Here is a 20,659-nt window from a genome sequence, read left to right on the forward strand (position 1 = left end):
CTGGGCCTCACGCCGCGGCAAGGGTCCGCTGGTTCGCGTGGCGCTCGGGAAGCGGGGCACAATTAGGTTCGTATGAAAGTTGAGCTGGCGCGCCCTCTGCGCGTGGCCCTGGCCCAGATCAACCCGACTGTGGGCGACCTGGCGGAAAACGCCAGGCGCATGATCGAGTGGATCGAACGAGCCAAAGGCCAGAGCTGCGATCTCCTAGTCTTTCCCGAGCTCTGCCTCACCGGTTACCCACCCGAAGATCTGCTGTTGAAGCCTACATTCATCCGCGACAACCTGGCTCAGCGCGACCGGGTGGTGGCCGCTACCAGGGGCATCGCCGCGATCGGCGGCTTCGTCGATCGCGAACTGGACCTCCACAACGCCGCCTTCTTCGCAGCCGAGGGCGAGCTGCGGGGCGTCTACCACAAGGTCTACCTGCCCAACTACGGCGTCTTCGACGAGGAGCGCTACTTCCAGCGCGGCCGGCGCTGCCCGATTTTCGAATACTGCGGCGTTCGGATCGGCGTCTCCATCTGCGAGGACGCCTGGTACCCGACGGGACCCATCTCGCTCCAGGCAACCCACGGCGCGGAACTGCTCGTGAACATCAACGGCTCTCCCTACCACCACGGCAAGCGGGAGGCGCGCGAGACGATGATCAGGACGCGAGCGATGGACTCAGGTGCCTTCCTTGCCTGGAACAACCTGGTCGGCGGCCAGGATGAGCTCGTCTTCGACGGCAACAGCGTCATCTTCGCTCCCGATGGCGGGACAGTGGCTCGCGCCGCCAGCTTCGAGGAGGAGCTGCTGATTACCGATCTTGAACTCGGCAGCGTATTCGGTGGCCGCCTGCACGACAGCCGTCTGCGCAAGGAAGCGTCGCAACCGGCTCACATCGATCTCGCCGTGGCGGAGATCGTCGTGTCGGAGGCGCCGGCTGAGCGGAGTGAACCTCGGCTGACCGCCCGCCTGGCTGAGCCTCTGAGCGGGCCGGCCGAAGTCTATGCGGCTCTGGTCTGCGGCACTCGCGACTATGTGCGCAAGACAGGGGCCTTTGAGAGGGTGCTGCTTGGTCTCTCCGGTGGCGTCGATTCCGCACTCACAGCCGCTGTGGCCGCGGACGCCCTGGGCGCGGAGAATGTCACAGGCGTCCTGATGCCCTCCGCTTACACGTCGCCCGAGAGCGTGGAGGACGCCGAGATGCTGGCGCGCAGTCTGGACCTCAAGTTCTACTGCCTGCCGATCGATGAGCTCCGCCGCGCGTATGAGGCAGCGCTGGCCGACGCCTTCCAGGGGCTCAAGCCAGGTCTGGCGGAGGAGAACATCCAGGCTCGCGTCCGGGGCAACCTGCTGATGGCCCTGTCCAACAAGTTCGGCTGGATGGTGCTCACCACCGGCAACAAGTCGGAGATGGCGACCGGCTACTGCACCCTCTACGGGGACATGGCGGGCGGCTTCGCAGTCTTGAAGGACATTCCCAAGACGCTCGTGTACGAGCTGTGCGAGTACCGCAACTCAGCCGGCCCTGAGGTGATCCCGCGGCGGATACTTGACAAGCCGCCCTCGGCCGAGCTCCGCCAGGACCAAAAGGATTCGGACAGCCTGCCTCCGTACGGGGAGCTGGATCCGATTCTGCAGGCCTACGTGGAGGACGATCGCAGCTTTGAGGAGCTGGTCGCCCAGGGCCACTCGCCGGAAACGGTTCGCCGGGCGATCGCTCTGGTGGACGCCAGCGAGTACAAGAGGCGGCAGGCGGCTCCCGGCATCAAGATCACTCCCCGGGCCTTCGGCCGAGATCGGCGGATGCCGATCACCAACCGCTACCTACCGAACGGCGGGCGGGAGCCGACCCCCAGGCATAATTAGGTTCTATCGCACCCTTGGGAAAGAGGAATATCTGTGCCCGAAAGCTTTGACGTCGCCGTGATCGGCGGCGGCCCCGGAGGTTACGTCGCGGCGATCCGCGCCGCTCAGCTCGGGGCCCAGGTGGCCCTGGTCGAGAAGGAGCGGCTCGGCGGCACCTGCCTGGTCAAAGGCTGCATCCCGACCAAGGCGCTGCTGCAGTCGTCCGAGCTGTACCACACGGTGAGCAAGCAGGGCGCCGAATTCGGCGTGATCGCCGAAACCGTCCGGTTCGATCTACCGGCCGCCCAGGCGCGACGGGAAAAGGTGGTCGATGGACTTGTCAACGGGGTTGGCAGTCTGCTCAAAGCGAACGGCGTGACAGTCCTCAAAGGAGGCGCCTCGCTGGCCAGAGGCGGCAAGTTCCAGGTCGGCGGCGCCGCCTACATGGCCCGCAACACGATCATCGCCACTGGCTCAGCGGCCAGCCGCCTGCCGGTCCCAGGCGGCGAGGGGACTATCGACTCCGACGGCATGCTTGAGCTTCGCCAGGTGCCTGACAGCATGACGGTGATCGGCGGCGGCGTGGTCGGCATGGAGTGGGGCGCCCTCTATGCCGCGCTGGGCACGAAGGTGACTGTGATCGAGATGCTGCCGCAGATCCTGCCCACTGTCGAGAGCGACCTGATTGGGCTCTATCGCAAGCACTTCGAGGGCCTGGGCGGAACCATCCACACCGGGGCCAAGGTCGAGGCTGTCAAGCAGACCCGCGGCGGGCTGACGGTCAGCTTCACCGTCGGCGGCGAGAAGCAGCAGATCGACTCAGAGGTGGTGCTGCGCGCCACCGGCCGGGTTCCCTACACCGAGGGGCTGAGCCTGGAGGCAGCCGGCGTGGAGACCGAGCGAGGCCGCGTCAAGGTCGATGAGCAGCTGCGCACCTCCGCCGACGGCGTCTGGGCGATCGGCGACGTGATAGGCGGCATCATGCTGGCGCACGTCGCCTCCTACGAGGGCGTGTGCGCAGTCGAGAACATCGTCGCCGGCGCCGGTCGCGCACCCGATTACCACGCGGCGCCAAACTGCATCTACACCGATCCTGAGATCGCCCACGTCGGTCTGGGCGAGAAGGAAGCCGGCGAACAGGGCTATCAGGTCAAGGTAGGCAAGTTCCCGTTTGCGGCTTCCGGCCGCGCCATGACGCTGGGCCAGACCGAGGGCGCCATCAAGGTGATTCTCGACGCCAAGGACGAAACGGTCTTGGGCGTGCACATGGTGGGCCCGCGAGTGACCGACGTGGTGGCAGAAGCCACACTGGCCGTCCAGCAGCGGCTCAAGCTGCACGAGCTCGACCTCACCATGCACGCCCATCCCACCCTGGCCGAGTCGCTGCTCCAGGCAGCGCTGGCGGCCGACGGGCGCGCCATCGAAATCCCCAATCGCCGCCGCCCGGCTCCGGCCGCCGGCGGCGCCAGCACGGAGGAAAAGCCGGTGTCCAGCACTGTGAAGACCGAGACGAATGCAGCCGGCGCCAGCAACGGAGCCGCCCCTGGGCACAACGTGGACCAGTCCAAACTTGAGCTCAAGAAGCAGAACAAGGCTGAGCTGCTGAAGCTCTACCGGCTGATGTACCTGATCCGCCGCTTTGAAGAACGGGCCCAGGTGGAGTACACGAGGGCCAAGATTGGCGGCTACTGCCACCTCAATCTGGGCGAGGAGGCGACGGTCGTGGGCGGCATCTTGGCGCTCAGGCCCGAGGATTACATCTACACGAGCTACCGCGAGCACGGCCACGCGATCGCGCGCGGCTTGGACCCGAAGGCGGTGATGGCCGAGCTCTTCGGTCGGGAGGGCGGAGTCGCCCACGGCCGGGGCGGCTCCATGCACATCTTCGACTACGACGCTCGCTTCATGGGCGGCTACGGCATAGTGGGCGGCCACCTTCCGCTGGCGGTGGGCGCCGCCTTCGCCAGCCGCTACGCCGAATCGTCCGAGGTCACTTTCTGCATGTTCGGCGATGGGGCTACCAACATCGGCGCCTTTCACGAGTCGCTCAACTTTTCGAAGGTGTTCAAGCTGCCGGTCGTCTGGTTCTGCATCAACAACCAGTACGGCATGGGTACCGCCGTCGACCGGGCATCAGCCCTGTCCGAGATCTACCGCAAAGCCTGCGCCTACGACATGGAGTCGATTCGGATTGACGGCAACGACGTGCTGGAAGTGCTGCGCAAAACTTCCGAAGTGGTCGAGAAGACGCGCCAGGACATGGAGCCGCGCTTCATCGAGGCGGTCAACTACCGCTTCAAGGGCCACTCGGTGGTCGATCCTGATAAGTACCGCGATGCGGAGGAGAAGGCGCGCTGGAACAAGAACGACCCGATAGGCCTTTTTGAACACCGTTTGACCTCTGCCAAGATCGCCGCCGAGGAAGACTTGAACCAGGTTCGCGAGGAGGTGCAGGAGCAGGTCGACGCCGCTGTCAAGTTTGCGGACGAAAGCCCGAACCCGCCGGTGGAAGAGCTCTTCCGTTACCTCTACGCCGACGAATTCGAGACAGTGAGAACCAATGCCTGAGAAGCTTTTCCGCAACGCGCTGAGGGAAGCCCTGGATGAGGAGATGGCGCGCGACGACGATATCTTCCTCATCGGCGAGGACATAGGCGTCTTCGGCGGCGCCTACCGCGTCACCGAGGGCCTGATCGACAAGTACGGCGCCCGCCGGGTGGTCGACGCACCCATCTCGGAAGAGGTGATCGCCGGCTGCGCGATCGGCGCCGCGATGAGTGGGTTGAGGCCCGTGGTGGAGATGATGACCATCAACTTCTCACTCCTGGCCTACGACCAGATAGTCAACAACGCGGCCAAGGTGCGCTACATGTTCGGCGGCAAGGTCAGCGTGCCGCTGGTCATCCGCCTTCCGGGCGGCGCCGGTCATCAGCTTTCGTCCCAGCACTCGCACAGCTTCGAGGTTCTCTATGGCTTGATCCCGGGTCTGATAGTGGCGGCGCCGACCAGCCCCGAGGACGGCAAGGGCTTGCTCAAGTCGGCCATCAGGACCAACAACCCGGTCATGTTCCTGGAAAGCATGAGCCTTTACAACCTTCGGGGCGAGGTGCCCGATGGTGACTACACGACCCCTCTGGGCAAGGCGGCGGTTCGCCGACGAGGCTCGGATCTCACGATCATCGGCGTGTCCCGTCAGTCGGTGCTGGCGACGCTGGCCGGACAGAAGCTGGAGGAGGAGGATCTGGACGCTGAGGTGATCGACCTCCGCAGCATCCGGCCGATCGACTGGGAGACGATCACCGAGTCTGTCGACCGAACATCTCGCTGCTTGGTGGTCGAGGAGGGCTGGCCCACCTATGGGGTCGGGGCGGAGATTGCCGCCGGCATCCAGGAACGCTGCTTCGACCACCTCGACGCTCCCGTCCGCCGGTTGGGCGGCGCCGAGGTTCCCATGCCCTACAACAAGGGCTTGGAAAAAGCCTCCATCCCCGCTGTCGATGACATAGTGCGCCACGCCCTGGTCACTGTCGGCAAGCAGTCCGCCGCGGTCTAGTCAGCGGGAGGAAACCATGTCAGAAGTCAACATGCCCAAGCTCTCCGACACGATGGAGGAGGGCACGGTGCTGGAGTGGAAGCAGCAGGACGGCGCCGAGGTGAAGAAGGGCGAGGTGCTGGCCGAGATCGAGTCGGACAAAGCCAGCTTCGAGATCGAAGCCGAGGCGGACGGCGTTCTCCACATAGCCGTCCAGAAAGGTCAGGCCGTCCCGGTTGGTGAGAGGATCGCTAGCATCGGCGGCGAGCCGGCAGCCGCCTCAGCGGAGCCGGAGGAGAAAGCGGTTCAGGCGGCCGCCTCGCAAGGTGGTGGCGACGGGCAGGGCAGCAGCGCGGACGGCACCGAGCATGAGGTTGCGGCAGGTGAGCAGGAGCCCGGCCCGGATCAGGCCGAGGCCCCAGCCGAAGAGCCCGAGAAAGCACCCAAACCTGAAGCCGGCAGCCAGCCTGAGGCGGCTTCGGCAGAGCCGAGCCAGGCGCAGGCCGCAGCGGCGCAGCGCCCCGAGGCCGCAGGCGCGGCCGGAACGAAGGCCTCCCCTCTCGCCCGCCGGCTCGCCTCTGAGATGGGCGTTGATCTCGGCTCAGTCCAGGGCAGCGGTCCGGAGGGCCGGGTAGTCAAGGAAGATGTTGTGGCTGCCGCGGAGCAGGGCGGCACGTCCCAGGCCCGACCGGCCGCCGCCGCGCCAGCACGGGCCGCAGGTGCTTCCCGCCGTCCCGCCTCAGGCAGCGAAACTGTGGAGCCCAACCGCATGCAGGCGACCATCGCCAAGCGCATGGCGCAGTCGAAGACGACGGTTCCCCACTTCTACGTAACCGTCGAAGCGGAGGTCGATGAAGCTGTTCGCCTTCGGGAGCAGCTGAAGAGCTCTTATCCGGGCGCCGAGAAGGTCACGATGACCGATCTCCTCACCCGCGCCTGCGCGATAGTCCTGACCCGCTTTCCTGAGGTGAACAGCTCCTGGGTCGAGGGCAGGTTCGAACGCAAACACGGAGTCAGCATCGGGCTCGCGGTGCCGCCCAGTGAGGGCCTGGGCCTGCTGGTACCTGTGGTGCACGACGTCGATCGGAAGGATCTGGTCCAGATCTCGATCGAGACGCGGCAGGTGATCGAGCGGGCGCGCTCGGGCAAGCCTGGCGCGGGCGACTTGGAGGGAGGCAGCTTCAGCATCTCCAACCTCGGCATGTATGGCGTGGATGAGTTCTCTGCCATCATCAACCCGCCCGAGTCAGCGATCCTGGCGGTGGGCGCGATCAAGGATGTCGCTCTGGTTCGAAATGGGCAGCTGGTTGTCGGCAAGGTGATGCGCATGACGCTGTCGGTCGACCATCGGGTCTTCTACGGCGCCACCGCCGCCCAGTTCATGGCGGAGCTGAAGCGCCTGCTCGAGAACCCGATCAGTCTCGTTCTGCCGCCGGAAGAGTAGAGCCCTGGCGCCTGACAGCGACTGCAGCACTGGCCCCGCGTGCCGGCCCGCTTGTGACGGGCCCTCGTGACCCCTGCCGAGGAACTGGAGAGACTACTTTCCGGTGGCCTGCGGCCTGGGGAGCCCCAACTGGACGAGCTGGCAGCCCCGGTACCGGGCCGAGCTGGGGCGACGCTGGCGAGGGTGCGCGAGGTGCTGGAGCCGGTCGTGCGTCATTCCAGTGGTGAATGGCCCGCTCTGAGCGAATGGCCGGCCGAGCTGCCTGAATGGTTCCTCCAGCAGTGTGTGGACGATGAGCTGCTGCGCGACTGCGTGGTCGATCGCTGGTCGCTGCGCGGCTGGCTTTACTGGCTCCACCCCGATCGGCGCAAGTGGCGCTGGGCCGGCGCCGGCGCTGGCGCCGACGAACTCCGCATCCAGCTGCAGGTTCTAGAGCGGCCCTATCTGCGGGGCGCGCTCGAGTGGCTGCTGAAAGTAGCCACTGCCTGAGGCCGTCAGCCTGAAGGTGGCTTGATCGGCTGCTTGACCAGAGGCGCCGGCCGGGGCTCGACGGCGCGAGGCACAGCAGCCGGGGCCCGCGACGGCAAGGTCAGGGTGAGGGTGAGCTGCCCATCATCGGCCAGTTCACTGCGGAGGTCGCCCCCTTGGGCGCGGGCCAGCTCACGCGAGATGGCCAGGCCCAGGCCGACGCCGCCGGCCGCTGAAGAACGGGAGGGATCTGCCCGGTAGAAGCGATCGAACATGCGAGTTGGGTCAGGCCTGTGAGGTCCGACGCGGTTGTTCACGGCAACTGTCACCACCCCGCTGGACCAGCCGGCCGTCACGCTTACAGCCGTCTTGGCAGGCGCGTACTTCACTGCGTTGTCGAGCAGGTTGTCAAGGATCTGATGCAGACGCTCGGGGTCTGCCAGCGCCGGCGGCAGGTCTTCCGGCGCTCTCAGCTCCAGCTTCAGCTGACGCTCGTCGGCGCGCTGTCGGAGCAGCTCGATCTCCTGCTGCAGCTGGCTGGTCAGGTCGACAGCCGTCGTCTGCAGCGACATCTGCCCGGACTCGGCCCGCGCTAGATCCAGCAGCTCCTGGGAGAGGCGCAGGACCCGCTCCGCCTCCTCGTGCAGGATGGCGGCGGCGCGCTGCTTGTCGCTTTCGCTCGAAAGGCTGCCGTCGGTGAGGGCCTGACTGAAGCCGATCAGGCTCGTCAGCGGCGTCTTCAGCTCGTGCGACACGTTGGCCAAAAAGTCTCGCTGCAGAGCACGCGATCGCTCCACCGCCTCCGCCATCCGGTTGAAGGAGCGGCCGACCAGGCCTATCTCGTCTCGACCTGAGACATCCACCCGGCGCCCGTAGTCACCGGCAGTTATCGCCTCCGCTCCGGCCTGCAGCTCGCGCAATGGCCGGGTGAACATGCGCCCCAGCAGCACTGTCGCCAGCAGGGCCACCAGCAGCCCGACGGCGCCGGCCAGCAGCAGCCGGGGCAGGAGCTGCTGCGTGGTCTGGGCGGTGATGTCCTGGGTCGGCCTGACCAACAGGATCCAGGTGGCGAAGCGGTTCTGCGTCGTCTGGGCCGCCACCACCAGGTAGCTGCGATCAGAGATCTTGACAGTTCCTTCTCGCACGCGCTGGCCGGCAACAACGGTTTCCGCGCCGAGTGGGATCTTCTCTCCGACGCCCAGCTGAGACTGGCTGTCATAGATCACGAACGGCTCGCCCACCGGCCGCCGCGCCCCATTCCGAACCTGGTCCAGCAGCACCAGCCGGGCGCCGTCCAGGTTGAGCGAGGCGACCCTGGCGTTCACGACGGCGGCGAACTCATCCTCGCTCCCGACTGTCTCGGTGCACCTGTTGCTGACCCGGCTGACGCAGTCGAGGCCGACTATCTGGGGCTTGATGAGGAGCGCATTCTTCGCCAGCTGGTCTCTGGCCGTCTGCTCCTCCAGCCGGCTGACGAACGCCCAGGTGAGTCCACCGCTCAGGATCAGACTCACCGCCACTATGCCCACCGCGGCCAGCAGCAGGCGAAGTCGGAAGCTCAGGGCCGGTTCACCCCGTCTAGCTTGTAACCGACGCCCCACACCGTCTGGATGGCCGGCTCCCGGATGCCGGCGGCCGTCAGCTTCTCCCTCACCTGCTGGACGTGGACGTCGACTGTGCGGGTATAGCCGGGAAAGTCATATCCCCACACCCTCTCCAGCAGTTCATTGCGGGGAAAGACACGACCGGGATGGCGAGCCAGGAGCGCGAGCAGATCGAACTCCTTCGGGCGCAGCTGAAGGCGCGCGGTCCCGCAGCGGACCTCGTGCCGCTCCAGATCCACCTCCAAGCCGCCGGCGCGGATCACCTTGATCTGGTCGGGCTCCAGCCGTGCCCGACGCACCAGTGCTTTCGCCCGCGCCACCAGTTCCTGGGGGTGGAACGGCTTGGTCAGGTAGTCATCCGCCCCGACCTCCAAGCCGACCACCTTCTCGGTGATGTCGTCCCTGGCGGTGAGCATGATGATCGGGATCTGGCTCTGGCGCCTGATCTCCTTGCAGATGGTCAACCCGTCGACATTGGGCAGCATGAGGTCGAGCACAACGAGGTCAGGCTTAACCTGACCGAACCGGCGCAGCGCATCGGCTCCGTCCCGCACAGCCTCGATCTGGTAGCCCTCGCGAGCCAGATAGAGACGCGCCAACTCGAGGATGTGATCCTCGTCATCGACGATGAGCACCTTCTGTTTAGCCACCGGAGGAGTGGACATGCCCATCAATCATCGGGCCAGAGGCACCGCAATCCGCATTCAAAGCGTGTGACAGGCGTGAACTCTTTGTAAAGGCTGACTTCAATCGCGACCTGACCCTGCCCGAAAGACAAGGCGAACAGGATTTCCAGCGAAGCTGTAGCGCTGGCGCAGCCGGTTCTCCAGGTAGCGCCGATAGGAGAAGTGGACAAGCCCTGAGTCATTCACGAAAAGCACCACCGTCGGGGTCTCCGAGTTCGCCTGCGTCGCATACTTGAGGCTCAGGCGGCGACCGCGGTAGGACGGCGGCGGCCGTTCTGCGAATGCCTCCCGCAGGAGCCGGTTCAACTCGTTGGTAGGGATCCTGATGCGGCGCTGGCCAACCACCTCCAGCGCAGTCGGCAGCAGCTTGCCCACACCCTGGCCGGTCTTGGCCGATAGGGTGATCACTGGAGCATGGGAGACGAACTTGAACTCGTGCAGCATCTGTTTTTGCCAAACCGCCTGGTTCCGCTCCCCTTTCTCCAGCAGGTCGATCTTGTTGACGACGAGAATCAGGCCCTTGCCCGCCTCCAGCGCGTAGCTCGCCACGTGCTGATCCTGGCTCAACACGCCGGTGGTTGCATCCAGCACCAGCAGCACAGCATCCGCGCGCTCCATGGCCTTGATGCCCCGCAGCAGGCTGAAGTGCTCGAGCCGATCGCGGGCCGCCGCCCGCCGCCGGATGCCAGCGGTGTCGACGAGCACCACCGGTAAGCCGTCGAAGCGGATCTCGGTGTCTACCGGGTCCCGCGTGGTGCCGGGCTGTTCCGAGACCAGCGAGCGCTCATCACCCAGCAGATGGTTCAAGAGCGACGACTTGCCGACGTTCGGCCTGCCCATGATGGCCAGGCGAGCAGCCGCCTCTTCCCCCTCCGGCTCGGCCTGGAAGGGCGGCAGCAGGTCCAGCACCCTGTCCAGCAGGTCGTCAACGCCTATGCCGTGCTGACCGGAGAGCATCACAGGTTCCGGAAAGCCGAGCTCCAGGACCTCGTTGCGGAGGTATTCGCGGCGAGGATCATCCGCCTTGTTGGCGGCGACGAGCACCGGCCGACCGGACCTGCGCAGCAGCTCGGCCAGATCCCTGTCGATCGCCGTCAATCCCTGCCGCACGTCGAGCAAGAAGACGAGTACCTGAGCCTCCTCGATGGCTACCCGGGTCTGCCCCTGCGCGTCGTTCTGATCCAGTCCCAAGCCGGCGGTGTCAACCACTGAGAGCTCTCGGCCTCGCCACTCCGTGACGCCGTAGAGCCTGTCGCGGGTCAGTCCCGGAACGCTGTCCACTATCGCCTTTCGCCAGCCGACGAGGCGGTTGAAGAGAGTGGACTTGCCTGTGTTGGGGCGGCCGACAAGAGCTATCAGTGGACGCGCCATGCCAAAGCATTCTTACAATTCGTGGCCTTGCTCGAAGACCGGATCATCCTGAAGCAGAACGACCTCTTCGCCGCCTCCGAGCTGGACGGTGACATCCCCGCCGACAACGAGGACGGCATGGGTCTCTACAGGTCCGACACCCGGTTCCTCTCCAGCTACGAGCTGCGAATCAACGACGTCCGGCCGATCCTGCTCTCCAGCAGCGTGGACAGGGCCTACGTCGCCACGTTCCAACTGGTCAATCCGGCGCTCGGCGAACCGGATCAAGCTGGCTACATCCCGAAGCAGACGCTCAGCATCAGGCGCACGCGTTTCGTCCACAACGGGATGCACGAGAGAATTGGTCTGCAGAACTGGAACACGCATCCCGTCCAGGTGGAGCTGCAGCTCAACTTCGCTGCCGACTTCCTCGACATCTTCGAAGTCCGCGGCTACCACCGCCCCCTGGAGATGGGCCGGCGTGAGCCTGTCGCTCGCACGGCTGAGGGCATGCGTTATTCGTATCTGGGACTGGATCAGGTCCAGCGCCGCACGGAGATCTGTTTTGACCCCATGCCCAGTCAGATCGGTGAGGCTGCCACCTTTCAGCTCGAACTGGCAGCTCAGGAGCGCTTCGTTCTGCTTGTGGACATCCTGCCCCGGCTGGGCGTTGAGGCCGAGCCTGACGGCTTCCACTTCGACGGGGCGCTAGAGTCGCTCGAACACACGTATGCCGGCTGGAATGCGACCTGCACTCATTACGGCACCGACAACGAGGTGCTCGATTCAGAGCTGATCTGGCGGAACCGGGAGGACCTCCGCGTCCTCTGCGACGATCGCTCGACAGGCCTCTTCCCCACCGCGGGGCTGCCCTGGTACGCAGTCCCCTTCGGGCGCGACGCGCTGATCACCTCCTTTCAGACCCTTGCTTTCAACCCAGATTTGGCCCGTGGCAGCCTGCGCTATCTGGCTCGGCGGCAGGGCACCGAGGTCAACCACTTCCGCGAGGAGGAGCCCGGAAAGATCCTGCACGAGATGCGGTTCGGGGAGCTGGCCAACCTGAAGCAGGTCCCCCACACGCCCTACTACGGGACTGTCGACGCCACCCCGCTCTTCCTGGTCCTGCTTGTCGAGCTCGTCGACTGGACAGGCGACACCGACCTCTTTGACGAGCTGCGTGCCAACGTGACTGCAGCGTTGGAGTGGATCGACAGCTATGGGGACCACGACGGGGACGGTTTCGTCGAGTACTCCCAGCACGGCAGCGCGGGAGTCCGGAACCAGGGCTGGAAGGACTCCACGAATTCGCTCATGGACGGCGACCGGCTGGCGTCCCTGCCGGCGGCGCTGGTTGAAGTCCAGGGCTACGTTTACCACGCCAAGGCGGGGTTGGCTCGAATCCTGCGCCATCTGGGCCGCCGTCAGGAGGCGGACAAGCTGCAAGCGCAGGCGGAGGAGCTGTTCAGGCGCTTCAACGAAGCTTTCTGGATGCCTGATGAGAGCTTCTACGCTCAGGCGCTGGACGGTGAGAAGCGGCAGGTCCGGTCGATCACCAGCAACCCCGGCCACTGCCTCTGGTCGCGGATTGCGACAGCGGAGCGCGCGAACCAGGTGGTCGATCGGCTGCTCGCGCCCGACCTCTTCAGCGGCTGGGGCGTCCGCACCCTCTCGGCTCAAGAGCCCAGCTACAACCCCATGAGCTACCACAACGGCTCCATCTGGCCGCACGACAACTCGATCATCGCCGCGGGCATGAGTCGCTACGGCCGCCGTGATGCGACTGAGCTGGTTGCGCACTCAATGATGGATGCGTGCATGCGGTTCTCCGACAAGCGAGTGCCGGAACTCTTCTGTGGCTTTGCGCGAGACGGTCGCTTCGGCACAGGGCCCGGCGAGTACCTGGTCAGCTGCAGCCCGCAAGCTTGGGGGGCCGGAGCCCTGTTCCATTTCCTGCAGACTCTGGCCGGCGTGCAGGTGAGTGCACTGACCGCGCAGCTCAAGATCGACCCCCTGCCCTCGTCGCTCTACAAACTGCTGCGCGTGGAGGGCATGCGCGTAGCGGACGGGGAACTGGACTTCACAGTTCGCCAGTCTGACGGGCAGGTCCGGGTCCAGGTGGATCGGCAGCCGGTGGGCCTGCGGCTGGGGCTACCCGCCTGACCCGCCGGACGTCCCGCCGGATAGCGCTGCTGCATTACACGGCACCGCCCGTCACCGGCGGCGTGGAAGCCATCCTGGCCGCTCAGGCCGATCTCCTCCGAGGCGCGGGGCACGATGTGAGAGTGCTGGCCGGGCGCGGCGACGCCGAACTGATCCCGGAGCTGGACTCACGCCACCCGGAGGTGGAATTGGTGACCCGGGCCCTGGCCGCCGGCGATGACGCCGGCGAAAAGTTCGGTCAGCTCCAGAGCCGACTGCGGACCGTTCTCTCGGACAGGCTCTCAGATCGCGAGCTGGTGCTGGTCCACAACGTGATGACCATGCCGTTCAACCTGCCCGCCGCCGCGGCCCTGGCTGATTTGGGACTGCCCAAGGTGGCCTGGACGCACGATCTAGCCTGGGTGGATCCTCGCCATGCGGCTTACCAGCGCCGGAGCTGGCCGACCTCGCTGCTGCGGCTTCCTCAGGAGCGGACCACCTACGTGGCCATCTCCGAGGTCCGCCGGGGGGAGATCTGCTCGGTGCTCGGCCTCCCGGTTGATCAGGTGCCCATCGTGCCCAACGGCATCGATCCGGCCCAGGTCTTCTCGCTCGGCAGCCACGTGCTGCAGTTGGCGGCCGCGGCCGGCTTCAACGACGCGGATCCCCTGATCCTGGTCCCGGTTCGCATCACTCGCCGCAAACGCCTGGAGCTGGCCTTGGCGGCAGCGGCTATCCTTCGCCGGCGTGAGCCCGCCCTCCGGCTGGTGGTGACTGGACCACTGGGCCCGCACTCCGGCGACAACCTTGCCTATTGGCGGGAACTGGAGAGGCTTCGCTCGCAGCTCGGGCTAGAGGCTGTAGTTTCCTTCCTGCATGAGCAGACCCCGCTTGAGGCGCCGCATCCCATCAGCCAGCAGGACGTCTTCGAGCTCTACCGGCTGGCTGACATGATCCTGCTGCCGAGTGAGTCAGAGGGTTTTGGCCTACCGGTCTTGGAAGCGGCTCTGGTCCGCGCACCGCTGGTCTGCGCTGACCTGCCTGTGCTGCGGGAACCGGGAGCCGGCAACTTCACCTTCCCCCCTTTCGCCTCAGCTGAGGTCGTCGCCGAGACGTTGGCTCAAGCGTTGAGCAGCCCTGCCGCCGACCTGCGCCGGAACGTCCTGCGCACCTTCGCCTGGCCCAGGGTGTTGCGAGCCACCGAGCAGGTCATGGAGCAGGTGCTTGGCGGATAGGCGGCCGCGCCTGCTGATTCCCATCATTCGGGAAAGCTCAGCCGGAGAGCTGCTGGGGATTGCTGAGGCGGTGCTCAGAGGGGAGAACGGAAGCGGCCAGATGCTTGGCGTGGTCGCCCATCCCTTCGGTAGGCCGGTGGCTGAGAACGTGACGGTGGCACGGCGCTACCGAGCGCTGCTGCGCCGGATCAGCGCGCTGCAGGGCCGGCGCCACCGCAGTCTGGGGGCGCAGGTCAGAGTGGCCAACACTGTCGCTCAGGGCGTTCGCGAGGCAGCCTACGAGAACTCGACCGACCTCATAGTCATGGACTGGCCGGACGCCGACGTGACAATGAGGGCCAGCATCGAAGATCTGTTGGAGAGCCCACCCAGCGATCTGGTGCTCGTGAGGGCGGCCCAGCCGGACCGCGCTGCCGCACTTGGGGTGCTGGTGCCGGTCAGGGGTGGTCCCAGCGCCCAGCTCGCGCTTCGTGTGGCCGCCGCCATAGCTACAGCCTGGCAGCAGTCACTGACCGTGCTGCACGTGCGTGACGGCAGGCACTCGCCTGATCGCCGGGAGCGCGAGTCGGACCAGTTTCGCCAACTGGTCAGCGAGTCGGGTCACGACTGCCAGGTGGTCGAAGTCGATTCCCGGAGCCCCAGCGAGGCCATCATCGCCGAAGGCCAGAAGTACGGCGCTGTCGTCCTTGGCGCCTATGCCGAGGTCAGCCGGACCCATGTGGTGGTGGGGTCTCGCCTGGCGCGGGCGGTCGACGCGCTGCACGGCTATGTGATCCTGGCCAAGAGCCCCCAAGCGCTGCCGGCGATCAGCGACAGCGAGGCCCCCACCCCGCTCACGCTTCGCCGCCCCCAGGACATCTCAGCTGTCGTCGATCGCTGGTTCGCGGAGAACACCTTCCACTCGCGTGAGTTTCGAGATGTGGGGCGGCTGGTGGAGTTGAAGCGCCGGCAGGGGCTCACGATCAGCCTGGCCCTGCCCACGCTGAATGAAGCCGGCACGATCCGTGAGGTGGTCACAGTGATGAAGACATCGCTGATGCAGCGCCACCCGCTGCTGGACGAGATAGTGGTGGTCGATTCAGGGTCCGACGACGGCACCATAGACATCGTCCGTTCCCTGGGCGTGCCGGTTTATCCGCATCCCCAGATTCTCTCCGAGCTGGGTGCCTTTCGGGGCAAGGGGGAGGCTTTGTGGAAGAGTCTCCACCAGGTGAGGGGCGACATCGTCGCGTGGTGCGACACGGACATCTCGAACATTCACCCCCAGTTCGTCTATGGCACAGTGGGGCCGCTGCTGACCGATCCCCGGATCGGCTACGTCAAGGGCTTCTACCGCCGACCCCTCCAGTTCGGGGGGGAGCTGCGCACCGCCGGTGGCGGCCGAGTCACCGAGCTGGCGGCCAGGCCTCTGCTGAACCTCTTCTATCCCGAGCTCTCAGGCCTGGTCCAACCGCTGTCGGGCGAGTACGCCGGCAGGCGCGAGGTCCTGGAGCGGCTGCCCTTCTTCACAGGCTATGGAGTAGAGGTCGGCCACCTGATCGACCTGCTGGAGAACTTCGGCCTGAACACCATCGCGCAGACGGATCTGGGCGTGCGCATCCATCGCAACCAGGAGCTCTTGAACCTTTCCAAAATGGCCTTTGCGATCATGCAGGTGGCGCTGAAGCGGCTGGGTGATCGGCACCGCATGCACCTGGTCGAAGAGGTGAACCGCTCAATGAAGCTGATCCACTACGCCAACGGTCCCTTCTTCCTAGAGGTGGTGGAGATTGCCGATCACGAGCGACCGCCGATGGCTTCGATTCCCGAATATGAGCACAGCCGTCGACTGCTCGAGTCGGTGGCAGGAGCTGAGCCGCGGCCTGCCCTGGCGGCTTGGTAGGGCAAACTTCCTAGAGAGTGACCACTGCCGGATGCACTGCCGTGCGGAGGCGGCCCTCCTCTCCTGAGGTGATCGAGAACTCCGCGATACACCGCTGAGCGTGGGGCGCGAATGTGACGAAAGACCTGGGTTGACGACACAACCCCTACTCTGTTGGCGTCGTCGGCGGCGGAACCTGCTAGGCGACTACCAGCTCCTCTTGGCGCAGCGGGCCGCCGTCACGCTCGGCGCGGAAAGAGTTCTGGTCCACACAGCGCCCCTGCACGCAACTGACAATGAGGTAGGAGGCGCCGGCCCAGGAGCGCTCAGCATCAGTGCTGGATGCCTGTGCCGGGTGATCAGGATGGCTGTGGTAGTAGCCCAGCACGTCCAGACCGCGCTCGTCGCATTCCTTCTGAGCCCGGATGTACTCGATCGGGTCAAGCTCGTAGCGATCGCGGGCCCTGTCGACAACAGTGTTCCGGATGGGCCGCGTCTCAGCGACGACCGAGTCGCCCTTGGCGGCGACCAGCAGCCCGCAGATCTCGTTCGGATAGCCCGCTTCAGCGTGGCGCCGGATCTCGTCCAGCGCCATCCGGTCGATTTTCACAGGCGGTAGAGGCCGGTCGAGAGGTAACGGTCGCCCGAGTCGGGGAGGACTGTCACGACGACGCCGGTCTCCAGCTGCTCGAGCAACCGCTCGACGGCCCAGAGCGCCGCCCCGCAGGAGTGGCCGACCAGGATGCCCTCGTTGCGCGCCAGCCGGCGCGCCAGCTCGTAGGAGCGTTCCGTGGGGGCGCCCCAGACATGATCCGCGACGCTCGCATCCCAGATGGCGGGCACTATGGAGCTGGGCAGGTGCTTCAACCCTTCGAGGCCGTGAAACGCATCCTCGGGCTGGACTGCCACTGTGACGATCTTGGCGTTGTGTTCCTTCAGCCGCCGGGCGGTGCCGGTGAATGTGCCAGTGGTGCCCAGACCGGCCACGAAATGCGTTACGCGAGACTCCGTCTGGGCCAGGATCTCGAGCGCCGTTCCGTTGTAGTGCGCCAGGGCGTTGGCCGGATTGTTGTACTGGTCGGGGTAGAAGTAGCGGTCGGGATGAGCTGCAATCAGCTCCCGACAGAGGCGGATTGCCCCATCCGAACCCTCCATGCTGTCGGAGAAGACGATCTGGGCGCCGTAGGCCTGAACCAGCAGCTTCCGCTCCTCGCTGGCGTTGGCCGGCATGACCAGCAGGACCCGGTAGCCCTTGGCAGCCCCGTAGAGCGCATAGGCGATGCCGGTGTTGCCGGACGTGGAATCGATGACTGTTTTATCGGGCGTGAGCTCGCCGCTGCTCTCGCCGGCTTCTAGCATGGCCAGAGCGGCCCGGTCCTTGACCGAACCGGCGGGATTGAACCATTCCGCCTTCCCGTATACCTCGACTCCCGGTCGGTGTTCTTGGAACAGCCGCAGTTGGAGCAGCGGGGTGTCACCCACCAATTCGGTCAACGTGTGCTTGTCGGGAGCCCTGACTGGCATGAATTGTTTCAGATGTCGAAACCCGGCGGAATCCCGCTCTGTTCCTTCGGCCTGCGGTCTCAGCGTGGCTCGGGCCTAAACCCGGACGAGCCGGATGACCAGTTCCCCGGCCAGGGCGAGCAGACCGCCGGCGGCGTAGCCGACGACTGACCGGCGCAGCACAGTGCCTCCTTCAACGGCAAGGATGTTGAGCAGGGCTTTGCCGGCCAGGAGGCCGGCTCCCAGCAGCACCAGGCTGGGGCTGTGCAGAACCAGGCCAGTGATCAGCACGAGGCTGAACAGCAACACCTCCAGCATCTGGACGACCGTGTAGACGTTCACAGGAGCGCCGGTGACAGGTTCAGCCGCTGCCCAACGCCTGCCGGAAATCGCTCAGCAGGTCTTCGGCAGCCTCGATGCCTGCCGAAACGCGAACAGTGCCCGGCCCGATGCCGCGGCTCATCTGTTCCGCGAGCGAAAGGGAACGGTGGGAGGCCAGCGCCGGATAGGAGATGGTGGTCTCGACGCCACCGAAGCTGGCTGCGAAACGCACCAGCCTGAGGCGATCCAGCATCGCCTGCACGGCAGGCCTTCCACCGGCCAGGTCGAAGGCGAACATGCCGCCAGTGCCATCGGGCAGCAGTCGCGCGCTGAGCGCCTGGCCAGGCGGGGTTGAGAGTGAAGGGTGCCAGACTCGCTCCACTTGGGGCAGCTTCGCGAGCCCCTCGGCCAAACGCAAGGCATTGGCGCTCTGTCGAGGCACCCGCAGGGCCAGTGTGCGCAGGCCGCGCAGCGCCAGCCAGGCCTCGAAGGGCCCTAGCGAGCCGCCTGTGCGGATGACGCGTTGGCGCACGGCCTCGATCAGCTGCTGCTCAGCGCAGACGACGCCCGCGATGAGGTCCGAATGGCCCGCCAGGTATTTGGTCACGCTGTGGACTACGGCTGTCGCCCCCCAGGCAAGCGGGCGGCAGAGCAGCGGTGTGGCATAGGTGTTGTCCACCACCACCGCGCTCCCCTCTGTGCTCGCCAGCGCGGAGATGCGTTGCACATCGTTCACGCGAGCCAGCGGGTTGGTGACTGTCTCGCAGATGACAACAGCCGCGCCAGGCAGCGCTGCCTTCAGCGCATCTTCGTCGGCGAGGTCGACCTCTCGGATCTCATAGCCCAGCGGCTCCAGGTCGGAGCGAAGAAGCGCCAGACTGACGCCGTAGGCGTCGCGATCGACGACGAGTGGACGCGGCCTTGAGGCAAGCGCCAGCACAGTGCAGAGGATTGCGGCCATCCCCGACGCAGTAGCCACTGCCGCAGTCGCGCCCTCCAAGTCCGCGACGGCCGCCTCGAGGCTGGCCACGTTTTCGTTGGAGTTCCGGCCGTAGAGATGACCCGGCCGGCGCCCAGCGGCCACATCGTCGTAGTCGTCAAGGCTGTCGAAGACCTGGGCCGAGGCCTGGACCAGTGGCGGCGCCAGCGACTCGCCTGCCGCCGGGCGCCAGCCCGCGTGAACCACGCGGGTCTCCGGCCGCAGGTGGCCTTCATCGTTCCGATCGGTCGCCTTCATGCCGTCGGGCGCATTGCGTTCGCGGATGCGTGCAGCTTCGGCTTCGGGCGACGCAGATCAGTGTGCGGCTGCGCCTGGCAGAGCCAGCTGTCGCAGCTCGCCGGGATGGGAGTCTGGAGGGGCAGGCCGGCCTTCCCCTCCGCGCAGACGCTCAGCCGACTGTGCGAAGGCGGCTCCGGCCCGCATAGCGAGCCGATGCTCCCAACTCCGCCTCGATCTGGAGAAGCCGGTTGTATTTGGCGACCCTTTCGGAGCGCGCTGGAGCGCCCGTCTTGATCATGCCCACCCCGGTGGCCACTGCAAGGTCCGCGATGGTCGTGTCCTCGGTCTCGCCAGAGCGGTGCGAGATGACAGCACTGTAGCCGGCCGATCTGGCCATCTCGATAGCGCCCAGCGTCTCGCTGAGGGTGCCGATCTGATTGACCTTGACCAGGATCGAGTTTGCCACGCCCGCTTCGATGCCGCGCGCCAGGCGCTCGGGATTGGTGACGAAGAGATCGTCACCGACGAGCTGGACCCGGCCGCCGAGGCGCTGGCTGAGAAGCTCCCAACCTGCCCAGTCATCCTCGGCCATACCGTCTTCGAGGGACACTATCGGATAGCGCTCCAGCCATCCCTCGTAGAGGGCCGCCAGCTCCTTGGCACCCAGCTGACGGTTCTCGCCTCGCAGCCGGTAGGCGCCTTCCTCGTACAGCTCGGTGGCCGCAGCATCGATGGCGATGGCGACGTCTGCGCCCGGCTCATAGCCGGCTTCGCCGATCGCGCGGACCAGAATCTTGAGCGCCTCCTCATTTGATTCCAGCTGGGGGGCAAAGCCACCTTCATCTCCGACAGCCGTGGTGAGGTGACGCGCTCCGAGCACTTTCTTCAGTGAGTGGTACACCTCCGCCACCGCCCGCAGCGCCTCAGCGAAGGTGGAAGCGCCGACGGGGCAGATCATGAACTCCTGGAAGTCCACGTTGTTGTCCGCGTGAGCGCCGCCGTTGAGCACATTGGCAAGTGGCAGCGGCAGCAGGCACGCCTGGGTGCCGCCCAGGTACCGATAGAGCGGCAGCTCGGCGACCTGAGCCGCGGCGTGAGCTGCGGCGAGGGAGACGCCCAGGATGGCGTTGGCTCCCAACCGGCCTTTGTTGGGACTGCCGTCCAGCTCCAACAGGCGCCGGTCGAGCGCGGACTGCTGCATCACGTCGAGGCCTTCGATCGCCGTCGCGATCTCCCCTTCGACGTTGGCTATGGCGGTCAGAACCCCCTTTCCGCTGAAGCGCTCGGGGTCCGCGTCGCGAAGCTCAACTGCCTCGTGCGCCCCGGTGGAGGCGCCCGACGGCACGCCGGCCGTGCCGTCGCCAAACTGTGTGTGCACGGTGACGCTGATGGTTGGATTGCCGCGGGAGTCGAGGATCTCGAGCGCGCTCAGTCCTTCAATGGGCACCATACGGCCAGAAGTTT

16 protein-coding genes are annotated in these 20,659 nt (G+C 66.0%); 8 read left to right on the forward strand and 8 right to left on the reverse strand.

Annotation, left to right across the window (positions count from 1 at the left end; translation table 11 throughout):
• Positions 1–72: 72 nt before the first annotated feature.
• The 5 genes from ACR2MZ_RS11815 (at position 73) to ACR2MZ_RS11835 (ending at position 7,298) form a co-directional block, all read left to right on the forward strand.
• Positions 73–1,854, forward strand: coding sequence for an NAD+ synthase (locus tag ACR2MZ_RS11815; protein WP_434005231.1), 1,782 nt, complete (start codon positions 73–75; stop codon positions 1,852–1,854).
• Between the two features lie 33 nt (positions 1,855–1,887).
• Positions 1,888–4,401: a dihydrolipoyl dehydrogenase gene (gene lpdA, locus ACR2MZ_RS11820; protein WP_434005232.1), complete on the forward strand. Its 2,514-nt coding sequence runs from the start codon at positions 1,888–1,890 to the stop codon at positions 4,399–4,401.
• Positions 4,394–5,386: an alpha-ketoacid dehydrogenase subunit beta gene (locus tag ACR2MZ_RS11825; RefSeq protein ID WP_434005233.1), complete on the forward strand. Its 993-nt coding sequence runs from the start codon at positions 4,394–4,396 to the stop codon at positions 5,384–5,386. Before lpdA ends, ACR2MZ_RS11825 begins: the two co-directional genes overlap by 8 nt.
• 16 nt (positions 5,387–5,402) lie before the next feature.
• Positions 5,403–6,809 (forward strand): 2-oxo acid dehydrogenase subunit E2, encoded by a 1,407-nt coding sequence (locus tag ACR2MZ_RS11830; RefSeq protein ID WP_434005234.1) that lies wholly within the window; start codon positions 5,403–5,405, stop codon positions 6,807–6,809.
• Positions 6,810–6,992: 183 nt separating this feature from the next.
• Positions 6,993–7,298 (forward strand): hypothetical protein, encoded by a 306-nt coding sequence (locus ACR2MZ_RS11835; protein ID WP_434005235.1) that lies wholly within the window; start codon positions 6,993–6,995, stop codon positions 7,296–7,298.
• Between the two features lie 5 nt (positions 7,299–7,303).
• On the opposite strand, the gene ACR2MZ_RS11840 is transcribed toward ACR2MZ_RS11835, so the two are convergent.
• The 3 genes from ACR2MZ_RS11840 to der form a co-directional block, all read right to left on the reverse strand.
• Positions 7,304–8,791 (reverse strand): sensor histidine kinase, encoded by a 1,488-nt coding sequence (locus ACR2MZ_RS11840; RefSeq protein WP_434005236.1) that lies wholly within the window; start codon positions 8,789–8,791, stop codon positions 7,304–7,306.
• A 44-nt stretch (positions 8,792–8,835) separates the two neighbouring features.
• Positions 8,836–9,546: a response regulator transcription factor gene (locus tag ACR2MZ_RS11845; protein ID WP_434005237.1), complete on the reverse strand. Its 711-nt coding sequence runs from the start codon at positions 9,544–9,546 to the stop codon at positions 8,836–8,838.
• Between the two features lie 81 nt (positions 9,547–9,627).
• The gene (der, locus tag ACR2MZ_RS11850; RefSeq protein ID WP_434005238.1) at positions 9,628–10,938 is read right to left on the reverse strand and encodes a ribosome biogenesis GTPase Der; all 1,311 of its coding nucleotides are present in this window, start codon (positions 10,936–10,938) and stop codon (positions 9,628–9,630) included.
• Positions 10,939–10,965: 27 nt separating this feature from the next.
• Here der and ACR2MZ_RS11855 point away from each other — a divergent pair, with 27 nt between their 5' ends.
• The 3 genes from ACR2MZ_RS11855 (at position 10,966) to ACR2MZ_RS11865 (ending at position 16,173) form a co-directional block, all read left to right on the forward strand.
• Positions 10,966–13,077, forward strand: a complete 2,112-nt coding sequence (locus ACR2MZ_RS11855) for an amylo-alpha-1,6-glucosidase (protein ID WP_434005239.1) — start codon at positions 10,966–10,968, stop codon at positions 13,075–13,077.
• Between the two features lie 62 nt (positions 13,078–13,139).
• Entirely contained in the window at positions 13,140–14,291 is a 1,152-nt protein-coding gene (locus ACR2MZ_RS11860; RefSeq protein ID WP_434005240.1) for a glycosyltransferase family 4 protein, read from the forward strand.
• Complete coding sequence (locus ACR2MZ_RS11865) at positions 14,281–16,173, forward strand: glucosyl-3-phosphoglycerate synthase (RefSeq protein ID WP_434005241.1); 1,893 nt, start codon at positions 14,281–14,283, stop codon at positions 16,171–16,173. The genes ACR2MZ_RS11860 and ACR2MZ_RS11865 overlap by 11 nt, the downstream gene beginning before the upstream one ends.
• A gap of 178 nt (positions 16,174–16,351) precedes the next feature.
• On the opposite strand, the gene ACR2MZ_RS11870 is transcribed toward ACR2MZ_RS11865, so the two are convergent.
• From ACR2MZ_RS11870 to eno, 5 genes are all read right to left on the reverse strand, one after another.
• Complete coding sequence (locus tag ACR2MZ_RS11870) at positions 16,352–16,747, reverse strand: M67 family metallopeptidase (protein WP_434005242.1); 396 nt, start codon at positions 16,745–16,747, stop codon at positions 16,352–16,354.
• Positions 16,748–16,758: 11 nt separating this feature from the next.
• A complete protein-coding gene (locus ACR2MZ_RS11875; protein ID WP_434005243.1) occupies positions 16,759–17,676 on the reverse strand; it encodes a PLP-dependent cysteine synthase family protein in 918 nt (305 codons plus the stop codon).
• 75 nt (positions 17,677–17,751) lie between these two features.
• Positions 17,752–17,997 (reverse strand): hypothetical protein, encoded by a 246-nt coding sequence (locus ACR2MZ_RS11880; protein ID WP_434005244.1) that lies wholly within the window; start codon positions 17,995–17,997, stop codon positions 17,752–17,754.
• 19 nt (positions 17,998–18,016) lie between these two features.
• Positions 18,017–19,213: a trans-sulfuration enzyme family protein gene (locus ACR2MZ_RS11885; RefSeq protein ID WP_434005245.1), complete on the reverse strand. Its 1,197-nt coding sequence runs from the start codon at positions 19,211–19,213 to the stop codon at positions 18,017–18,019.
• A gap of 151 nt (positions 19,214–19,364) precedes the next feature.
• Entirely contained in the window at positions 19,365–20,645 is a 1,281-nt protein-coding gene (eno, locus tag ACR2MZ_RS11890) for a phosphopyruvate hydratase (RefSeq protein ID WP_434005246.1), read from the reverse strand.
• Between the last annotated feature and the right edge of the window lie 14 nt (positions 20,646–20,659).

Origin of the sequence: Candidatus Dormiibacter sp., from assembly GCF_050999135.1 — a bacterium.
GTDB lineage: Bacteria > Chloroflexota > Dormibacteria > Dormibacterales > Dormibacteraceae > Dormiibacter > Dormiibacter spiritus.